Genomic DNA, 19264 nt, shown 5'->3' on the forward strand with positions numbered 1-19264 from the left:
TAGACTAAAGTCTGTCTTGGGTTGGTTTTGGGGTGATTTTGAGTTCGATCATTGCGAAATGGCGCGATCGGTTGTGCCACATACCGAATGCTGCTGAGTTATATCAGCAATTAGCAACGGATTTGTGGGCCGCCGGTCAACTGGCCGCGGCCGATCGCGCCTTGGCCCAAGCATTGAAATTAGCCCCCGATCGCGCCAGTTTTTGGGTGCAGCGATCGGCCCTGGCTCACCAATTGGGAAACATTCAACGAGCGGCAACCGATCAGTGGCGGGCCCTGGAACTTGACCCGCAATTGGTGAGCAGTCGTGACCATTTGCAATTGGGTAATCAACTGGCTCAGCAGGGAAAATTAGCCCAAGCTCGCCAGTGCTATGAGTGGGCGATCACCCAAGATCACCAATGCTGGGAAGCCTATTTTAACTGGGGTTGGGTTGCCCAAAAAAGCCAGGATTTTGCGGCGGAAGTTCAGATTTACCAACGGGCGATCGCTCAGGGTTGTCCCGATCCAAGACTGCCCGATCGCTTGGCCCAAGCCTGGGCCCGGCTCGGCAAAGCGGCCTATCTCGATCGAGCCTATGGCCAATCCATTCAGGCCTATCAAAACGCCCTGAATCTCAATTCCCAACAAGCCAGCTACTGGAGTGATTTGGGTTGTGCTTTAACCGCAGTGGGACAATGGTCTGAGGCAGAAACAGCGCACCAAAAAGCAATTGCCCTTGATTCTCAAGCTGCCAATTATCATTACAATTTAGGAAATTTCTATTGGAAAAAGGCTGATTATTTACAAGCCATTTCAGCCTTTCAGAGTGCGATTCAGCATAACCTGCAAGATGCCAAAAGTCATTGGAATTTAAGCCATATTCTCTTGGCGTTGGGTCAACTCACCGAAGGATTTCGCGAATATGAATGGCGCTGGGCAACGGTGCAACCACCCCCAGAATTACCCCATCCCCAATGGCAAGGAGAATCGCTACATGGCCGCACCATTCTCTTGCAGGCAGAACAGGGACTAGGAGATTCTTTGCAATTCATTCGCTATGCGGATTTATTAGCAAGCTGGGGGGCAAACGTTTGGTTTAGTGGCCCTACCGTTTTGCATCGACTTTTTGCCCAATTACCCGCCATCGATCGGGTCTTGCCGGTATTGGAACCAGGGCAAATTCTTCCCGGCGTAGACTATCGATCGCCCCTCTTGAGCTTGCCCCACCAATGCAAGACCGATTGGGCAACAATTCCCAACCAAATTCCCTATCTAACCGTTGATCCTGCCTGGCCACTACCGCCATCTTTCAAGGAATTACCCGCAAAACCCAAAAAGATTGGCATTGTTTGGGCGAGTGGCTATCGAGTGGAAGACGAACTGCATGATATCTATCTTGATAAGTCCCTACCTTGCGAGCTTTTGCTGAAGGCTTTGCAGGAATTTCCAGTGATGCTTTATAGCTTACAAGTTGGAAAAAATGCCCAGGACTATCAACCCTTGATCGGTCAATTTCCAGACCTCAATTTAGTGGATTGCAGCCCCTGGATTCAGGACTTTGCGGATACAGCGGCCATTTGTCAACAGCTTGATTTGTTGATCTCGGTGGATACTTCGGTGGTGCATTTAGCGGGTGGGTTGGGCAAGCCCACTTGGGTGTTGCTGCCGGCCCGCTGTGATTGGCGGTGGCTGCTCGATCGCCCCGATTCTCCTTGGTATCCCACCATGCGGCTATTTCGACAAGCGAAACCGGGCGATTGGTCAGAACCCTTGCAACAGGTGCGATCGACCCTGAATCATTGGTTGACCGCATCCTAGATTCCGATCATGGTGATTGCCTTGAGTTAAAGATTAGGTCACAGGGTGAAGACGAAATTGCAGGTTAGATCGAGCAATGTAAATTGCCGGATTTTTGCGAAAACTTGAAATTCTCCTGATAGTCCACAGGGCAATCAATCACAGCAGGTACAGAATCCGCCAAGGCCTGTTTCAAAATCGGCATTAAGTCTTCATTGGACTCCACCCGATAGCCTTTTAAGCCCATACTTTCGGCAAATTTCACAAAATCAGGATTGCCAAATTTGATGTAGCGCGATCGCCCAAAGGCATCCTGTTGTTTCCACTCAATGAGTCCGTAGCCACTGTCATTGAAAACCAACGTGACAAAGGGAGTGCCAATGCGCAGGGCGGTTTCTAATTCCTGGCAATTCATCAAAAATCCACCATCACCAGTCACGGCCAAAACCTTGCGATCGGGATGCACCAGTTTGGCGGCCACGGCTCCCGGAATTGCGATGCCCATGGCTGCAAACCCATTGGAAATGAGGCAAGTATTGGGGCGATCGCAGTGGTAATTCCGTGCAATCCACATCTTGTGGGCCCCCACATCGGAGATCAGAATATCTTCGGGGGCCAGCACTTGCCGAATGTCATAAACAATTTTTTGAGGCTTAATCGGAAACGCTCGATCGCCTGCATATTGTTCATAATCCTCACGAATTTCAGCCCGCAATTGAACCGCAAAGGGTTCTGGTTGGTGGGAGCGATCGGTGCGTCGCAACAGCTCCAACAACGAATCAGAAATATCGCCTACCACTTCCACTTGGGGGATGTAGCTACTATCAATTTCAGCGGGCATTGCACCCACATGGATAATTGGAATGGAGCCGTAAGGATTCCAGCGCTTGGGTGAATATTCCACCAAGTCATAGCCGATCGCAATGATCAAATCAGCGGCTTCAAACGCACAGGTAATAAAGTCCCGTTTTTGGAGTCCCGTTGTCCACAGGGCTAAGGGATGAGTGTAGGGAATAATGCCCTTACCCATGAAGGTGTTGACCACCGGAATTTGCAATTGGGTGGCAAACTCGGTGACCGCTTGATCGGCCCGGGCCCGAATGGCTCCATTGCCGGCCAGAATCAGGGGATTTTTTGCTTTGGCAATCAGGTTTGCTGCTGAATTGAGGGCACTGAAAGAAGCAAAAGTTTTTTCGTTTTGATCCGTGGCTAAGGGTTTGCCTTCCACGGCCATGGCAGCAATATTTTCGGGCACATCAATATAAACAGCGCCGGGTTTTTCACTTTGGGCCCGTTTGAAGGCTTTGCGAATAATTTCCGGGGTGTTGCTGGGGCGAACGACTTGGCTGCTCCATTTGGTAATTGGGGCAAAAATTGACACCAAATCCAAATATTGATGGGATTCAATGTGCATTCGATCGGTGCCCACTTGTCCCGCGATCGCCACGACCGGTGACCCATCCAAATTGGCATCGGCCACACCAGTAATCAGGTTGGTGGCTCCGGGGCCCAAGGTGGATAAACAAACCCCAGCTTTGCCGGTTAATCGACCATAAACATCAGCCATGAAAGCGGCTCCCTGTTCATGGCGGGTGGTGATGAATTGAATTGAAGATTGGCTGATCGCTTCTAACAAATGGAGGTTTTCTTCTCCAGGCAGTCCAAAAATATATTGCACGCCTTCGTTTTCAAGGCATTTGACCAATAATTCTGCGGTATTCATAGATTAGGTTCCGGGATCGTCAATGGTGGTTGTTTAAACGGATCAATTCCTGAGAGTCAATTCCTGAAGGGCGACGGTAGCTGTGGGTCATAGCAAGGGGCCGATCGCCACGGGAGCAAGGGGCTGAAGCTGCTTGTCTTCTTCAATTTTCAAATGCCTAGTGAACCCAAACAGTTTTGGCGTTCATAAATTCCAACATGCCCTGACGAGCGAGTTCACGACCATAGCCGGAACGTTTGATGCCGCCAAAGGGCAGTCGCGGATCCGATTTCACCAGGCTATTGACAAACACAGCGCCCGCCTGTAGTTGTTGAATTCCTTGCTCAATTTCTGAAGAATCCGTAGTCCAAATGCTGGCCCCCAAACCGAAGGGTGTGTTGTTGGCTAGGGCGATCGCCTGGTCGAGGGTTTCGGTGTGGAAAAGGAGGGCAACGGGGCCAAAGAATTCCTCTTGGGCGATCGGGGCGTTGGGGGGCAAGTCCGCCAGCAGGGTTGGGGGATAGAAGTGGCCGCCTTGCAGGGAGGGCGGCAGACGATCGAGCAGGTCCGCCCGATCGCCCCCAACCACCACTCGGGCCCCGGCAGCGATCGCCCGGTTCACTTGGTCTGCCAACTCCTCCAGAATTGAGGCCGTGGCCAGGGGCCCCAACTGGGTTGCGCGATCGCCCGGATCGCCAACCACCAACCGAGCAAAGGCTTGGGCAATGGCTGCTTCAAAGGCCGGCCCGATCGCTCCCACGGTGATGAATCGTTTGGCGGCGATGCAGGTTTGGCCATTGTTCAGCATTCGCGACGCAACGGCCGTGGCCACCGCTTGCTCAAAATCAGCACTGGGGCAGACGATGAGCGGGTCGCTGCCGCCCAACTCCAGCAGGGTTTTTTTGAGGTGGGTTCCGCAATGGCTCGCCAGGGCGCTGCCTGCCCCTTCGCTGCCGGTGAGGGTAGCCGCCGCCACGCGCGGATCCGCCACCAGGGCCGCCACCCGATCGCTCCCGATCAGCAAGGTTTGGAAGATGCCCGCCGGAAAGCCCCCCGCCAAAAATAAGTCCTCTAGTTTTTGGGCCACCTGCGGCACGTTAGACGCATGTTTCAGCAGGGCCCCGTTACCGGCCATCAGGGCCGGAGCGGCAAAGCGAAACACTTGCCAATAGGGAAAGTTCCAAGGCATGACGGCCAAAATGAGGCCCAAGGGTTGATACCGAATGAAGCTGCGGTGAGCATCGGTTTCAACCATTTCATCCGCTAAGAATTCAGCTGCTCGATCGGCATAAAAACGACAAACGGCGGCGCATTTTTGCACCTCCCCGATCGCTGCGGTTAGGGGTTTTCCCATTTCCAAAACAGCTAACTGGGCGAGGGCTTCGCAGTCCGTTTCCAGGCGATCGGCTACTTGGTTTAACCAGGCTGCTCGTTGGGCGATCGGCACAGTTTGGTAAGCCTGAAAGGCGCGATCGGCTAACTCCAGTTTGGTGGCTAATGCCTGATCCGTGAGGGGTTCAAAACTTTGAACCCATTGCCCCGTTGTGGGATTGACGGTTGCGATGGCCACTGGACACCTCCTAGTTTGTCCATATCTGATCAGCACCTCTCTAGAACCAATCCGGAACTCGTTAAGGACTGATCAAGCACTAATCCAGTTCTAACTCAAAGGCTGATTGAAGGGTCAATAAAGGGCTAGTCAAAAAAATAACAGCAAAAAACAACGAGTAATTAAGCACTAATCAGTGAGCAATTCAAATTAATTATGAACATCAATTGTGAGCATCAATTGAGAATACCAAATTATTGTTCAGGAATTGCTGAAGTAATCAATAAAAAATCAATGAACAGGAATCAAATAATCAAGATCGAAAAAAGAATTGAAAAACCTGAAAGAAATTCATGATCGATCATGATCGATTCATATTTCATTCAACCCCTATTGCTATCCTAGATGGGTTTTGGGGCCCAATTCTCGGTACTTCACAAAAACCGTGTAACCTTATACAAAACTACATCATGCCCAATCACACCAACCGTTAATGGGCCGTGAATTGGTCACTAGGGTGCAGCGCTTTGCGAGCGCCGGCAACTGAGTTTGCGCGACTGGGGCCAAGGGGTGTTGTCTTGAATTGCCGTTGTTTTTTGGATTAAGACTGTGCTGAGTTGCGCGTGACCTAATCGTTCTGCCGGGTCGCTTCAGCCTCGCCTGCGATTCACTGCCGCATCACTGGTTTCTCAGCTCTCCTCTTACCCACCCAAGGACAACTCCCATGGCAACTTGGCTCGATCGCTCTGGTAATCGGTTGCTGGTGCTGCTGTTGTGGGGCAGTTGTTTGGGGGGTGGGGGCGATCGCGCTTGGGCCTTTGATCCCGAGCATTTGCGCCAACTATTTGCCACGAACCAATGCGAGGGCTGCGATCTATCTGGGGCGGATCTCAGCGGCCAACGGATGGGCTATGCCAACTTGAGCGGGGCGGATCTGCGGGGCGCAAATTTATCGGGGGCCAATCTGGAGTCGGTTTTGGCTTGGAATGCTAACTTTGCCGGAGCCAATTTGACGGGGGCCAATTTGGAAGATGCCACCCTGTCGAGGGCCAATTTGCAGGGGGTGAATTTGCGATCGGCCACCGTGGAGGATTGCGATCTGGATGGCACAGATTTGACGGGGGTTGACCTCAGCGGCGTGGATTTGTCCCGCGTCAATTTCAACGGGTCTAACCTGACGGGGGCCCAGTTGATGGGGGCCGATTTGTCTTGGGCGGAGCTAAACCGGGCCAATTTGACCAATGCCGACCTCACGGGGGCGATTCTGTTTGGGGCTGACTTGAATCAGGCGAATCTGACCGGGGCCAAGCTGGACGGAGCCAACATCGATGGGGCCGAAATGGCGGGGGTGATTGGCTACAGCGGCCCGCTGCCCAAGGCGGGGCCGGCGATTCTGATTCAGGAGCAACAGGACTCGGCGGAGGGTAATCGCCTGTTGGAGCAGGGGGTGAGCCTGTTTAGCCAAGGTCAGTTGCCGGAAGCGCAGGCCACCTGGGAACAGGCCCTGGGAATTTATCGGCGCGATCGGGATGGGGCGGGCGCGGCGGCGGCCATGGCTCAGTTGGCCTTGGTCAACTTTCAGCGGGGGCAACTGGATCAGGCGATCGATTGGGGATTCCAGGCGCTGAATCTGGCGCGGCAGGAGCGATCGGCCAGTGCTGAATCGGTGGCCTTGGGAATCATTGGCAATGTTCACTACGAACGGGCGGATTATCTGAAAGCCCTGGAGTTTTATCAACAACGGTTACAGGCTTCCGCTGGGGGGCCCTTTTACCATGCGGCTTTGATCGATCGCGCCAAGGGGGCGATCGCCATTGGCGACTATGCCACCGGCATGATCGACAGTTTGGAGGTGCTCAACGATCCGCTGCAAACGGCCACGCCTGTTCGGCGTTTAGGGGCCTTGATCACCATGGTGCAGGGCCTGATCGGTGCGGGAGACTATGCCCAAGCTCGCCGCTACCTGAGCGAAGCCCGCCAAGATCTGAAGGGGGTCAGCAATCGCCTGTGGGAGCCGGAGTTTTGGCAACTGAGCAGCGCCCTTGACTTGAACCAAGGCAACTTTGCGGCGGCGATCTCAGCGGCGGAACAGGCCTGGGCGATCGCCCCCAGCCCCCGATTGAAATATGCGGCCCAACGCTCGATCGGCCTGGCCCAAGCGGCCCAAGGCAACTGGGGCGCGGCCATCAAATCCTATGAAGCGGCGCTGAAAATTGCCCAAACGGTGAACGATCGACGGGGCCAAGTGGAAGTGCTCAGTGATCTGGGCTTGGCCCTACACCAATCCGGTGACCTGAACCGAGCTGCCAGCGTCCTCACCCAAGCGAGCGAGGGTTGGGATGAGCTGGTGAAAACCTTCATTGGGGAAGATTATTTCAAAGTGGGCTTTATTGAGCTGCAAACTCAAGTCAATCAACGGCTTCAGGATGTGTACTTGGCTCAAAACCGCCCGGAACAGGCCCTGGTGGTGTCCGAGCAGGGGCGATCGCGCGTGTTTTTGGACTTGATGATGGGGAAATTGGCCGCCCAAGGTCGTTTGTCGAACCCTGATGCCGCTGTGTCGGTGGAAAGCATCCAGGCCACAGCCCGATCGCAGCGGGCCACCCTGGTGATCTACGCGGTTCAGCAAGAGGACAGCACGACCTATTGCAGCATCTACAGCAAGTCTTGCCAATTAACCACCGCCAAGCCCCAAACCAGCGCCCTCAACCCGCCGCCGCCGAACCAGGTGAATATTTGGGTGGTGTCGCCCGAGGGGCAAATTCACTTTCGGCGCGGCCAGTTACCCCAGGCCGAAAACCAGCCTCATCCGGTTCCCTTGAATGATCTGGTGAGTCGCAGCCGCAGCAAGGTGACCTTTCAACAATTGCCCAGCCTGCGCCAACTCCACAGCCTGTTGATTGAGCCGATCGCCGATCTATTGCCCAAGCAGCCGAGCGATCGGGTGGTGTTTATCCCCCAAGGCACGCTGTTTTTGGTGCCCTTTGCGGCCCTGCGCGATGCCGATGGCCAATACCTGATCCAAAATCACACCCTGTCGGTCTCTCCCTCCATTCGTGTGTTGGCCCTGGCCAGCAGCCAACTGCCCCCGCTCTCGGCGGGACAACCCCAACCCCTGCGTGGCCCGGCTTTGGTGGTGGGTAACCCAACCATGCCCCAAATTCCCGATCGCAACTTGGGCGACCAGGAGCGCTCCTTGGCCCCCTTACCGGGAGCCAGCTTGGAGGCCCGGGCGATCGCCCAATTGCTGAACACTCAGCCCCTGGAAGGCGCAGCGGCCACCGAAACCGCCGTCACCGCCCGAATGGAAGAATCCCAAATTATTCACCTTGCCACCCATGGCCTGCTGGATGACTACTTTGGTGAGGGGGTCATTCCAGCGGTTCCGGGGGCTTTGGCTTTGGCTCCCAGCCCCAATCCGGAAGGGGATGACCAAGACGGATTTCTGACCACTGAGGAAATCTTGAACCTGAAGCTGAAGGCGCAGTTGGTGGTGCTGAGTGCCTGCGATACGGGGCGGGGCCGACTCACCAGCGATGGGGCGATCGGGCTGTCGCGGGCGTTCATTGTGGCGGGCGCACCCAGCACGGTTGTTTCCCTCTGGGCAGTGCCAGATCAGCCCACGTCGGAATTGATGTTGACGTTCTACCGGGAATTTTTAAAATCGGGCGATCGGGCAGCGGCCTTGCGGGCGGCCATGCTGGATACCCAACAGCGTCATCCGGATCCGGTGAATTGGGCGGCCTTTTCCCTGGTGGGGGCAGCCCGTTAGGGATCGACAGGAAAACAGGCGATCGTGCGTGAATCTGTAACGTTCTTCAACGGAAGATTGACAGGCTTGATGATCATTCCGTAGCTTTAGATACAGAATTAGATACAGAAAAAGACTGGTCTTTTAAGCTGGGCGTTGATGTCCAAAGGAGTTGAGGCCATGCAACTGAGCGATCGCGTCACCCGTTCCTACAGCCCCACAACCTGGACGGCCGCGGCCAACCTTGCCCGCCCTCAGGAGCGCTGCTGGGTTGATCTGCTCTGGTTGCCCAATGATGCTTGCCACGATCGGGCGCTGTTGCTTTGTGAGCATGAGGATGAAGCCTGGACGGTGTGGATTCCTGGCCATGGCGAAATGGTGATTGCTCGATCGCAAATGGGCCCGATCGTCTGCGAAGCGGCCTAGCAACTTCGGCCAAGATTTCCGGCTGAAATTTCCGAACAGAGCAGTGGCCAAGCAGCAGGACAAGCCGCTTGGCCACTGTTTGGTTTGATCAGCACCGTCCTGACTCACGCGAACCAGGGGCACGCACAGGGCATGAGCCGGAAAGCCAACACCCGATCGAGGTCAGCTCCCGGCAAGGCCACCCCTGCGAACGCTGATCAGCCTAAGGCGCGAGGTAGGTATAACCCTGAAGGCTGCGCTCATAGTTTTGTAGCAGCAGTTGCGACTCGCGCAAGGAAATGTGTTTTTCCTGCATGGCTTGCTCTGCCTGGCGACGAATACTTTCCACCAAATCATCCGACTCGTATTGCACGTAGCTGAGGGCTTCCTTCATAGTGTCGCCCTTCACCACATGCTCAATCCGGTAGCCCTTGGGGGTGAGGTGGATATGAACCGTGTTGGTGTCGCCAAACAGATTGTGCAGGCTGCCCATAATTTCCTGATAAGCGCCGTTCAGGAACATGCCGAGGTAGTAGGGTTCATATTCCCGATCGCCATAGGCCTCCTGTTGGCTGGGATCAACCGGCTTCAGGGCGTGCAGTTCCAACACGTTTTTCACGTCGCGCAAATCGATGAATTGGTCGATTTTGCCGTCGCTGTCGCAGGTGAGATCGGCCAAAATTCCCCGCTCGGTGGGTTCTTCATCGAGGCGGTGGATCGGCGCGATCGGGAAAAGTTGCCCGATCGCCCAAGTATCCGGGGCCGACTGGAACACCGACATATTGATGTAGTAGATCGACGACATCATCTGTTCTAGGTACTCCAAATCATCGGGCACGTAATCTTCCTTGCGGACAATTTCCCGAATCTTGGTGCAGCAAGCCCAATACAACCGCTCAATTTTGGCGCGATCGGTCAGGCTCAAATAACCAAAACTAAACAGACTCAAGGCCTCATCCCGGGTTTGCGTTGCATCGTGGAACATCTCTTGATAGTTGTCCCGATCGATCAACGAATAGGTTTCGTAAAGGCTCTTGAGGGCTGCATGGTCTTCCGGTTCCGACGGCTGCGGCTCCGTGAAAGCCATTTGGCTCACACTCAACACATCAAACACCAACACCGACTGGTGCGAAGCCACCGCCCGCCCGCTCTCGCTAATCAGGGTGGGAACCTTCACCCCTCGCGACGAACAGGTATCATTCACCGCCGCCACGATGTCATCGGCGTAATTTTGCAGCGTGTAATTGGTGGAAGCGTGGAAATTCGTCTTGGAACCGTCATAGTCGATTCCCAAGCCGCCTCCCACATCCAGGTATTGCATCCCCGCGCCCAGTTCATGCAGCTCCACATAAATCTGGCTGGCTTCGCGGATCGCATCCTTAATCACACTGATTGAGGAGATCTGAGACCCGATGTGGAAATGCAGCAACTGCAAACAGTCGAGCATATCCGCTTGGCGCAGTTGATCCACCGCGCCCAGAATTTCCGGAATCGTCAGGCCAAATTTTGCCCGATCGCCCGCCGAATCTCCCCAGCGGCCTACGCCCTTGGCATTCAGCTTGGCCCGGACACCCAAAATTGGCTTGATGCCTAACCGTTGACTAGCGGAGATGGCAAGTTTCACCTCTTCCACCTGCTCCAGCACAATCACGGGCGTTTTGCCCAAGCGCTGGGCCAAGATCGCCGTTTCGATATATTCCCGATCCTTGTAGCCATTGCAAATCAGCATGGCTCCCGGGGTGGTCAACATCGCCAGGGCGATCATCAATTCTGGCTTTGACCCAGCCTCCAGGCCAAATTGATAGGGCTGGCCAAATTCCACCAGGTCTTCAATCAAGTGGCGCTGCTGGTTGCACTTGACGGGGAACACACCCTTATAGCCCCCGGCATATTTGTACTTGGCGATCGCCTTAGCAAAAACCGCCGTGAGCCGTTCAATGCGATCGGCCAAAATATCCGTGAACCGAATCAACAGAGGCAGACCCAAATTTCGCTGCTTGAGCGCTTCAACGAGTTCATGCAGGTCGATCGCCCCGCCGCGCTCCGCTTTTGGCGAAACCGTCACGTGACCCGCTGCATTAATCGAAAAATACGGCTCACCCCATGCCCGAATGCGATAGGTGGCTTCGCTGTTCTCGATTGTCCAGGGACGTTCCCCGGTCACGCTATTTGTTTTTTGTGCCAATTCCGTTAAACCCTGAATTGCCGTGCGTGCATCGGCCCGCATTCCGCGCTTGCGTCGTCCGCCCCGGTCACTGCGGGCTGTTGCTTCCGCTGCCTTTGCAGTAACCGACCCGTCCACCATTGGACTTTCGGCCTGGGCGATCGTCGATTCCGCCGTGGCAGTCTCGACCGTCAAATCGATCCCCATTTTTCGTCAACCTCCAGACGACAGTCCAGCTAGCAGCGGGTCTGCTTGATTGATATTGACCGGCAAGAACCGGACTAAGATAAACCAGCTTCTCAGTGTATCCTAATTCCAATCAAAAGGGCGGCAATCCTGACGGGGTAAGGATTTGATTAACTTTTGGTTATCCTCCCGCATCCCGATCGCGACCGGTGAAGTCAACCGTGAAGCCCTAATCGACAGTCCCGGCGATCGATCCTGACCAAACTGGCCCATTTTTTTGCACTATTAGAAGGGCAAAAATTTCCCGCCCCTATTATTTTTCCCTTTCTTGAGGAGTGCAAGTCGTGGAACGTACGTTTATTGCCATCAAACCCGATGGCGTGCAGCGCGGTCTGATTGGTGAAATCATCAAGCGTTTTGAAGTCAAAGGCTTCACCCTCGTGGGTCTCAAGCTGCTGAACGTGAGCCGCGAGCTAGCCGAAGAGCACTACTCGGTACACCGCGAGCGCCCCTTCTTTGCTGGTTTGGTGGAATTCATCACCTCCGGCCCCGTGGTGGCGATGGTGTGGGAAGGTGACGGCGTGGTGGCATCGGCCCGCCAAATCATTGGGGCCACCAACCCCCTGACCGCCAATCCAGGCACGATCCGGGGTGACTTCGGGGTCAACATTGGCCGCAACCTGATCCATGGTTCCGACGCAGTGGAAACGGCCCAACGTGAAATCGCCTTGTGGTTCAAGGATGAGGAGCTGGCCAACTGGTCTCCGACGATCAGCAAGTGGCTGTACGAATAGGATCGTTGACTAACCCTCGCCACTCGCGAGATTGGGGCGCGTCCTCAAATTCGATTCATGAAAACTTGATTCGTTGGGGCTGAGATATGTGAATCTGCTCAACCCCATGATCCTGGGCAAGGGGCTTCAGCCCCTTGTCTTTGCTGCTTTTGGGGTCTTTTAGCCGCGACTGTGGAACTCGATTTGATTGCCCCGAATGATCAGGTCATAGCCACCGAAAAAGTTTTGACCCAATAGCCCAATTTCCAAGGCCGGCGCAACGCCCACTTCTAGGTTGCTGACCGACAGGCCTTCCACTTGCACGGTGTCAACGCGGGCCAAGTCCATGGTGACGCGGCGATCGCTCGGGGTGGAAACCAAGATTTTGTCGTGGGGCCGAATGCCGAGGGTTGACAGCATTTTGCTGGTGATCACGGTGGCGCTGGCTCCGGTGTCCAACATCATGGGAAATTTGCGCCCGTTGAAGGTCACTTCAATGACGGGAATGCCACTGACCCGCCGGATGATGGGGATGGTGGCGATGACGGGCCCGGAACTGGCGGCGGTGCTGTTTGGGCTGTCGCTGCCGGTTTCCGGAGCGGGCAGGTTGGAGCTGGTGTCCGGGTTGCCGCTGGGGCTGCTGGCGGGAATGGGGGTGGCGGCGGCTCCGGGCTGGGTTCCGCCGTTGCTGTCTGGGGTGGTGTTGCTGGCGGGGGCGCTCAGGGGTTGGGCGGCAATGGTGGCGGGGGGTTGAGCGATCGGCTGGCGCGATCGCTCCCGAGCATAGGCCAAGTTGCTGCGGTATTCCTGGATTTTGGCTTGGGCTTGGGCATGTTGGGCACTTTGGGGCGGAACTGATTGCAGCACCACGATCGCCTCTTGCCAACGGGACATGACATATTGCCAATCCGCTGGAATGTAGGCCGATTGGGTGAGCTTCGCTGCGCCATAGCCCAAGTCCAGGGCTTTTTGGAAGGTGGCGGCTCCGTCGATCGACGGGGTGGGTGCGGTGGGGGCTTGGGGCTTGGCGGCGATCGGGACGGGGGCGCTTTCGTTGGTTTCGACGGGCGCGGGGGCGGGGGCAGAGCCAAGGGGCAGCGCCTCACAACCGGCCAGGGCGATCGCCCCTAGCCCAATCCAGGTTGCCCACAGTTGCTTCCACATGGCTTTGATTTTTGGCTTGAAGGTTAACTGCAACGTTGACTGTAAAGAAGCCCCTTAATTTGGGGGATGGGTCGGGAAAATCAGCCCTTGGCATCTTGATCGATCGAAGTTGATCGAACAGGCGACAACCCCTGAAACCGACCTTGCCCCAATGTTTTTTCCTAGGTTTCCCAAAATCCTATAGAAAACTGTCGAATTTGATAGCACTCGCGGGCCAGAAATGATTCTATATAGACTTGATTTTATGCTCACTTCATCGACTGCTGCACAGGCATTGCTCACCATGTCTTCAACTTCCGATCGCCCAGCGCTTTTAGTCTTGGCCGATGGCAGCGCCTATTTGGGTCGCAGCTTCGGAGCCACCGGCACAACCGTTGGCGAAGTCGTCTTTAACACCGGCATGACTGGCTATCAGGAGGTGCTGACCGATCCGAGCTATTGCGGCCAGATTGTGCTGTTCACCTATCCGGAGCTGGGCAACGTTGGCATCAACCCGGAAGATGAAGAGTCCGATCGCCCCTACGTGTGCGGGGCGATCGCCCGCAACGTGTCTCGCCGGCCGAGCAACTGGCGATCGACCGAGGCCCTGCCCGACTACATGGGCCGCCATGATATTCCAGGCATCTACGGGGTTGATACTCGGGCGATCGTCCGCAAAATTCGGGCCGTGGGGGCCATGAACGGGGCAATTTCCACGGAAATCCTGGATCCGGCGGATTTGCTGCGGTTGGTGCAACAAACCCCGAGCATGGCGGGCTTGAACCTGGTGAAGGAAGTCACCACGGCAGAAGTTTACGAGTGGACGGAAGGAACCCAACCGGAATGGGAATTTAACCCGGCGACGGAGGCGGCCAAGGCCACCACGGGTGATCAGCCGTTGACGGTGGTGGCGCTGGACTTTGGCGTGAAGCGGAATATTCTGCGCCGGTTGGCGAGCTTTGGCTGCCGCATCATTGTTGTGCCCGCCAGCACCCCGATCGACACCATCTTGGGATTCAATCCCGATGGGATTTTCCTCTCGAACGGCCCCGGCGATCCGTCCGCTGTCACCGAGGGCATTGAAACCGTGCAACAACTGGTGAATGCCAACAAGCCCATGTTTGGCATTTGCATGGGTCACCAAATTTTGGGCTTGGCCCTGGGAGCCGAAACCTTCAAGCTCAAGTTTGGCCACCGCGGCCTGAACCAGCCGGCTGGCTTTGCGGGGCAGCAGGTGGAAATCACCAGCCAAAACCACAGTTTCGCCATTTCCGACGGTTCTCTGACGGAAGGAGAGGTGGAAGTGACGCATTTGAACCTGAACGATCGAACGATCGCAGGGTTGCGCCACCGCCAACTGCCGCTGTTTTCGGTGCAATATCACCCAGAAGCCAGCCCCGGCCCCCACGATGCCGATTATTTGTTTGAAAAATTCGTGCGATCGATGCAAGATGCCCGCCGCAATCGATCGGCTGTCACGGCCTAGGCAACTGGGATCGTGTTTGGGCAATCAATCCCAATCAACAGGAACTCAAGCACGTTAACCCAACAAATCTAAACAAATCTAAGGTAGGGGCGCACCGATGTGCGCCCTAAATTGATTGTTTTATTTACTATTCTCGTGCAGAAATTTCAAATTCTTCCATAAAAAAAGGGGCCGAAGCCCCTCAACCACCAAAATTCCACCAAAGATTTAGAGAACTTGACCAGTTAACGATCGCCCTCATGCTTCATGATTTAGCACTAAATTTAGAACTAACCATCAAGCATCAGAATCGATCGCGTCACCGGACGAGGAAAGCACTCAATTACAGACAATTCAGCGTGGGTCACTGAGTTAACAACCTAGTTACCAACTCAGCTAGCACCTCAGTTAGCGAACGGTTCCCCGTAGCGCTTCCGCATCCACCCCTGGCAACAGGAACAGACGCAGCAAATGCCCAAAAATTTGCACCTGAATCGGGAGCTTCTTCAGGGATTTCAACCACTTGGGCTGTGGCGATTTCTCGATCGCGCTCATCCGCTGATTCAGATCAGAACATTGATGGAGTCGATCGAGAAATTCTGGATGATCCACATTTAAAACAGACGGGAAAGCCCGCGCCGCCGTTTCGTTGGTTTTGCGAATCACTTCCGCATCAAAGTCCGTGGGATTGATGCCAAGGGTGTGATAGAAATTCGCGCGCTCGTGAACCGTTAAGGTGTGGGTTGCAAACACCGTCAGCAGGAAAAAACGGCTCCAGAGGCGCGATTGCCAGGTTTGCCACAGGCCGGGCTGCGATCGCAGGAGGGCCTTGAAAATATCGCCATGGCGATTTTCATCCTGACACCAAGGTTCAAAGTATTTGAACAGGGGATAAAACTGATTTTCGGGATGGGCGGCCAGGTGACGATGAATCAGAATATAGCGCCAATAACCAATTTTTTCAGACAAATAAACCGTGTAAATCACCCACTCGATCGGGAAGAAAGTGTACTGACGATTCTTGGTTAAATGTCCCAAATCCAGAGTACGCCCAAAGTCTCCCATAGCTTTGTTCAAAAATCCCGCATGGCGAGCCTCGTCCCGCGCCATCAGTTGGAACATTTCCGCCAACAAAGGGCTGCGCTGCTTCACACGGCGCGACAGTTCCTTAAAGAGCAAAAATCCCGAAAACTCAGAAACGCACGATCGCTCCAGGTAATCAATAAACGCTTGCCGAGCCTCGCCCGTAATATGATCCCAGGACTGATTAAACGATTGATCACGCACAAAGTGGTCGCGATTATAGTCCGCGCGCATTTCCGCCAACATCGCTTCCAGTTCCGTGGCTTGGGCTGACAAGTCCAAGCCCGCAGCCACCTCAAAATTTGTGGTGTAAAAGCGCGGTGTCAGGAGATTTTCTTGAATTGCGACCTGCTTGGCGATCGCGGGTTTTGCCAATGAATCAACCATGGTCAAAGATCAAAGATCAGAAATTAAGGACTAGACCAAAACGGAACGAAGACTAAACAAAAACTCAACTTGCGCCTGCGCTAGCGTTCGGAGAACCCCAACCGTCAGCACTGAGCCATGGGACAGGGCGGGAATTGGGTTTGCTAGCGGGACTGGATGAGCCGGATCGTTGGGGATGACCGCCTGCCGGGGGCTGGTTTGTTAAGTTATGAGAATTTCCTACTATTGAATCATTTAATCGCTATATGGTTATTTATCGTTAACAGAATTTTACGCAGCCTAGGAGCGGGCCACCATGAGCCACGACCTGAGCCACGACCTGAGCCACAACACCCAACCCCTCGCCCCCGGCCACCAGCTCGCCGCGCGCCTGCGGGAGGGAACCCAGCAATCCCACACCAGCGCCGAGAACACGGCCTACATGAAGTGCTTTCTGAAGGGCATTGTGGTGCGCGAGGCTTTCCAGAAACTTTTGGCGAATTTGTATTGGGTTTATGATGCCCTGGAAACGGAACTCGATCGCCTGAAAAATCACCCGATCGTTGGACAAATCTACTTTCCAGAGTTGCTACGGCGGGATCAACTCGCCCGCGATCTTGCCTTTTATTACGGGGAAGATTGGCCAACCCAAATTACCCCTAGCCCAGTCACGCTCAACTATTTGATGCGGATTCATTGGGCGGCTTCAGAGCAGCCAGAACGGTTAATCGCCCATGCCTATGTGCGCTATTTGGGTGATTTGTCCGGTGGTCAAGGTCTGCGAACGATCGCCCGATCAGCTTTGAATTTGCCAGCCGATCAGGGAACCCGTTTGCATGAATTTGACTCATTGCCAACACCTGAAGCCAAACGAGATTTCAAGATGCGCTATCGGGATCTCTTAAACGCACTGCCCTTGAATGAATCGCAAGTGGCGGGCATCGTTGAAGAGGCGAACCTCGCCTTTAGTTTGAATCGCCAGTTGGTAGAAAGTTTGGAACCGGTGATTCAAGCGGCCGTGAATCCCGCGATTTTTGAAGAAGTGGTTTTGCAATCTCGTAAGGGCAGCACCGAATTGGTGAGTGTGAGTTAGCGATCGCCCGCCATGTTCGCCATTCATCTGCCATTCACTCGCAATTGCTGGTGAATCTGGTGAATTCTCAGCCAATCAACTGTCCATCCCACAACAACTATTGCTCGGGCGATCGCTCGGTGAATTGATTTATTGATTTTCTGGGCGATCGCTACTTTCTTTGTCTGTTCGCATTTTGCCTTTTGGTGTTTTTGAATCCCGCTAGGAACTCCACCCATGCAAGTTTTAGATCAAGCTTTAAATTTGGCCTTTGATGCAGATTTGATTCAAAAATATAATTGCTCTTTACCTCGCTATACCAGCTATCCGCCAGCCACAGAACTTTCGACTCAGTTTCCAGAACAGGACTGGATCCAATCCATTCAGCGTGGCAACGATCGCAAAACGCCCCTTTCCTTATATTGCCACATCCCCTTTTGCGAATCGGCTTGCTATTTTTGTGGTTGCAACACGGTCATCACTCAACACAAGGCCGTCACAGAAACCTATTTGGATTATCTGCAACGTCACATTGAGCAAGTTTCAAGGTATTTATCAGATGACCGACTGGTCAATCAGATGCATTGGGGGGGTGGCACTCCGAATTATTTATCGATCGAGCAGGTGCAGCATCTCTGGAAAATTCTGCACCAACATTTTCAATTTACTGACGATGCAGAACTGTCGATCGAGGTGAATCCGCGTCCTCTTACGGAAAGCTATGTTTCGGCCTTGCGATCGCTCGGCTTCAATCGCATTAGCTTTGGCATTCAAGACTTCAATCCTGTTGTTCAAGAAGCCATTAATCGCATCCAGCCAGAAGAAATGCTCTTTCAAGCGATGGATTGGATGCGGGCGGCTGAGTTTGAAAGCATCAATGTCGATTTGATTTATGGGTTGCCTTTCCAGGATCTCAACACCTTCCGGGAAACGCTGCATAAAACCCTAGCCCTGAATCCCGATCGAATTGCAGTGTTTAACTTTGCCTATGTGCCCTGGATGAAACCAATTCAGCGGCGGATTCCCTACGATGCATTGCCATCGGCGGAAGAAAAACTAGACATTTTGCAGATGACGATCGCCACCCTCACGGAAGCGGGCTACACCTTCATTGGCATGGATCACTTTGCAAAACCCGATGATGAATTGGCGATCGCCCAGCGCCAGGGCCAGCTTCACCGCAACTTCCAAGGCTATACAACACAGCCCGATTCTGATCTGATTGGGTTTGGCATGACTTCTATCGGAATGCTGAATGATGTTTATACCCAAAATCAAAAGCGTCTGCGGGATTATTACCGAGCCATTGACTATCAAACGCTCCCGATCGAGCGTGGGGTGACCTTAGACGCTGATGATATTTTGCGGCGTTCAATCATCATGGAACTGATGTGTCAATTCCAGGTTGATCGGGATGCGCTGGCCCAAAAATATGGGCTGTCCTTTAAGCACAGTTTGGAAGCCCATTTTCCGCAGGAATATTTGGATTTACGGAATCTGGAAGCCGATGGCCTGTTAACCCTGATGCCCAACCGGATCACCATCACCCCGATCGGTCGCCTGTTGGTGCGCAATATTGCTTCTGTGTTCGATCGCTATCTGCGTGCTCAGACCTATAACGGTTTCTCAAAGGCAGTTTAGAGAACGAATGAAGGGGATCAGCCTGGCGATTATTTTGAAGTGATCCCAAGCTGTAGAGATAAGGGGCTTAAGCCCCTTGTTTTTGTTGAACATTATTTTAGGGAGTGATCTTCACTTGCCCTGAAAGCTATCTGTGGCATGGTGTACCGGTCATACTGGATAAAGGCTGTATTTTCGGGGAATGAT

General features: G+C 54.0%; 12 protein-coding genes. 7 read left to right on the top strand and 5 right to left on the bottom strand.

The window, feature by feature from the left end; genetic code table 11:
- Positions 1-38 precede the first annotated feature (38 nt).
- Positions 39-1799, top strand: a complete 1761-nt coding sequence (locus H6G52_RS13095; protein WP_190528890.1) for a tetratricopeptide repeat protein — start codon at positions 39-41, stop codon at positions 1797-1799.
- Positions 1800-1863: 64 nt separating this feature from the next.
- Here H6G52_RS13095 and H6G52_RS13100 read toward each other — a convergent pair whose 3' ends face one another.
- Entirely contained in the window at positions 1864-3501 is a 1638-nt protein-coding gene (locus tag H6G52_RS13100) for an acetolactate synthase large subunit (RefSeq protein WP_099533173.1), read from the bottom strand.
- Between the two features lie 157 nt (positions 3502-3658).
- Positions 3659-5050 (bottom strand): aldehyde dehydrogenase family protein, encoded by a 1392-nt coding sequence (locus H6G52_RS13105; protein ID WP_190528892.1) that lies wholly within the window; start codon positions 5048-5050, stop codon positions 3659-3661.
- A gap of 703 nt (positions 5051-5753) precedes the next feature.
- On the opposite strand from H6G52_RS13105, the gene H6G52_RS13110 reads away from it, so the two are divergent.
- Positions 5754-8801 carry a CHAT domain-containing protein gene (locus tag H6G52_RS13110; RefSeq protein ID WP_190528894.1) on the top strand — a complete coding sequence of 1016 codons (3048 nt, stop codon included), beginning with the start codon at positions 5754-5756 and terminating at the stop codon, positions 8799-8801.
- Positions 8802-8939: 138 nt separating this feature from the next.
- Positions 8940-9206, top strand: a complete 267-nt coding sequence (locus H6G52_RS13115) for a hypothetical protein (protein ID WP_143473006.1) — start codon at positions 8940-8942, stop codon at positions 9204-9206.
- A gap of 202 nt (positions 9207-9408) precedes the next feature.
- Here the strand turns inward: H6G52_RS13115 and speA are convergent, their stop codons facing one another.
- Positions 9409-11556 carry a biosynthetic arginine decarboxylase gene (speA, locus tag H6G52_RS13120; protein WP_242026374.1) on the bottom strand — a complete coding sequence of 716 codons (2148 nt, stop codon included), beginning with the start codon at positions 11554-11556 and terminating at the stop codon, positions 9409-9411.
- 323 nt (positions 11557-11879) lie between these two features.
- Here speA and ndk point away from each other — a divergent pair, with 323 nt between their 5' ends.
- Positions 11880-12329 carry a nucleoside-diphosphate kinase gene (gene ndk / locus H6G52_RS13125; RefSeq protein WP_099533180.1) on the top strand — a complete coding sequence of 150 codons (450 nt, stop codon included), beginning with the start codon at positions 11880-11882 and terminating at the stop codon, positions 12327-12329.
- 159 nt (positions 12330-12488) lie between these two features.
- Here ndk and H6G52_RS13130 read toward each other — a convergent pair whose 3' ends face one another.
- Positions 12489-13472 carry a TIGR02281 family clan AA aspartic protease gene (locus tag H6G52_RS13130; protein WP_190528897.1) on the bottom strand — a complete coding sequence of 328 codons (984 nt, stop codon included), beginning with the start codon at positions 13470-13472 and terminating at the stop codon, positions 12489-12491.
- Between the two features lie 283 nt (positions 13473-13755).
- On the opposite strand from H6G52_RS13130, the gene carA reads away from it, so the two are divergent.
- Complete coding sequence (gene carA / locus H6G52_RS13135) at positions 13756-14937, top strand: glutamine-hydrolyzing carbamoyl-phosphate synthase small subunit (protein WP_190528899.1); 1182 nt, start codon at positions 13756-13758, stop codon at positions 14935-14937.
- Positions 14938-15324: 387 nt separating this feature from the next.
- Here carA and acsF read toward each other — a convergent pair whose 3' ends face one another.
- Positions 15325-16386 carry a magnesium-protoporphyrin IX monomethyl ester (oxidative) cyclase gene (acsF, locus tag H6G52_RS13140; RefSeq protein WP_190528901.1) on the bottom strand — a complete coding sequence of 354 codons (1062 nt, stop codon included), beginning with the start codon at positions 16384-16386 and terminating at the stop codon, positions 15325-15327.
- A 295-nt stretch (positions 16387-16681) separates the two neighbouring features.
- On the opposite strand from acsF, the gene H6G52_RS13145 reads away from it, so the two are divergent.
- Positions 16682-17458 carry a heme oxygenase (biliverdin-producing) gene (locus H6G52_RS13145; RefSeq protein ID WP_190528902.1) on the top strand — a complete coding sequence of 259 codons (777 nt, stop codon included), beginning with the start codon at positions 16682-16684 and terminating at the stop codon, positions 17456-17458.
- A 216-nt stretch (positions 17459-17674) separates the two neighbouring features.
- Positions 17675-19078 carry an oxygen-independent coproporphyrinogen III oxidase gene (hemN, locus tag H6G52_RS13150; protein WP_099534066.1) on the top strand — a complete coding sequence of 468 codons (1404 nt, stop codon included), beginning with the start codon at positions 17675-17677 and terminating at the stop codon, positions 19076-19078.
- The last annotated feature ends 186 nt before the right edge of the window (positions 19079-19264 follow it).

This window comes from Limnothrix sp. FACHB-881, assembly GCF_014698135.1.
GTDB lineage: Bacteria > Cyanobacteriota > Cyanobacteriia > CACIAM-69d > CACIAM-69d > CACIAM-69d.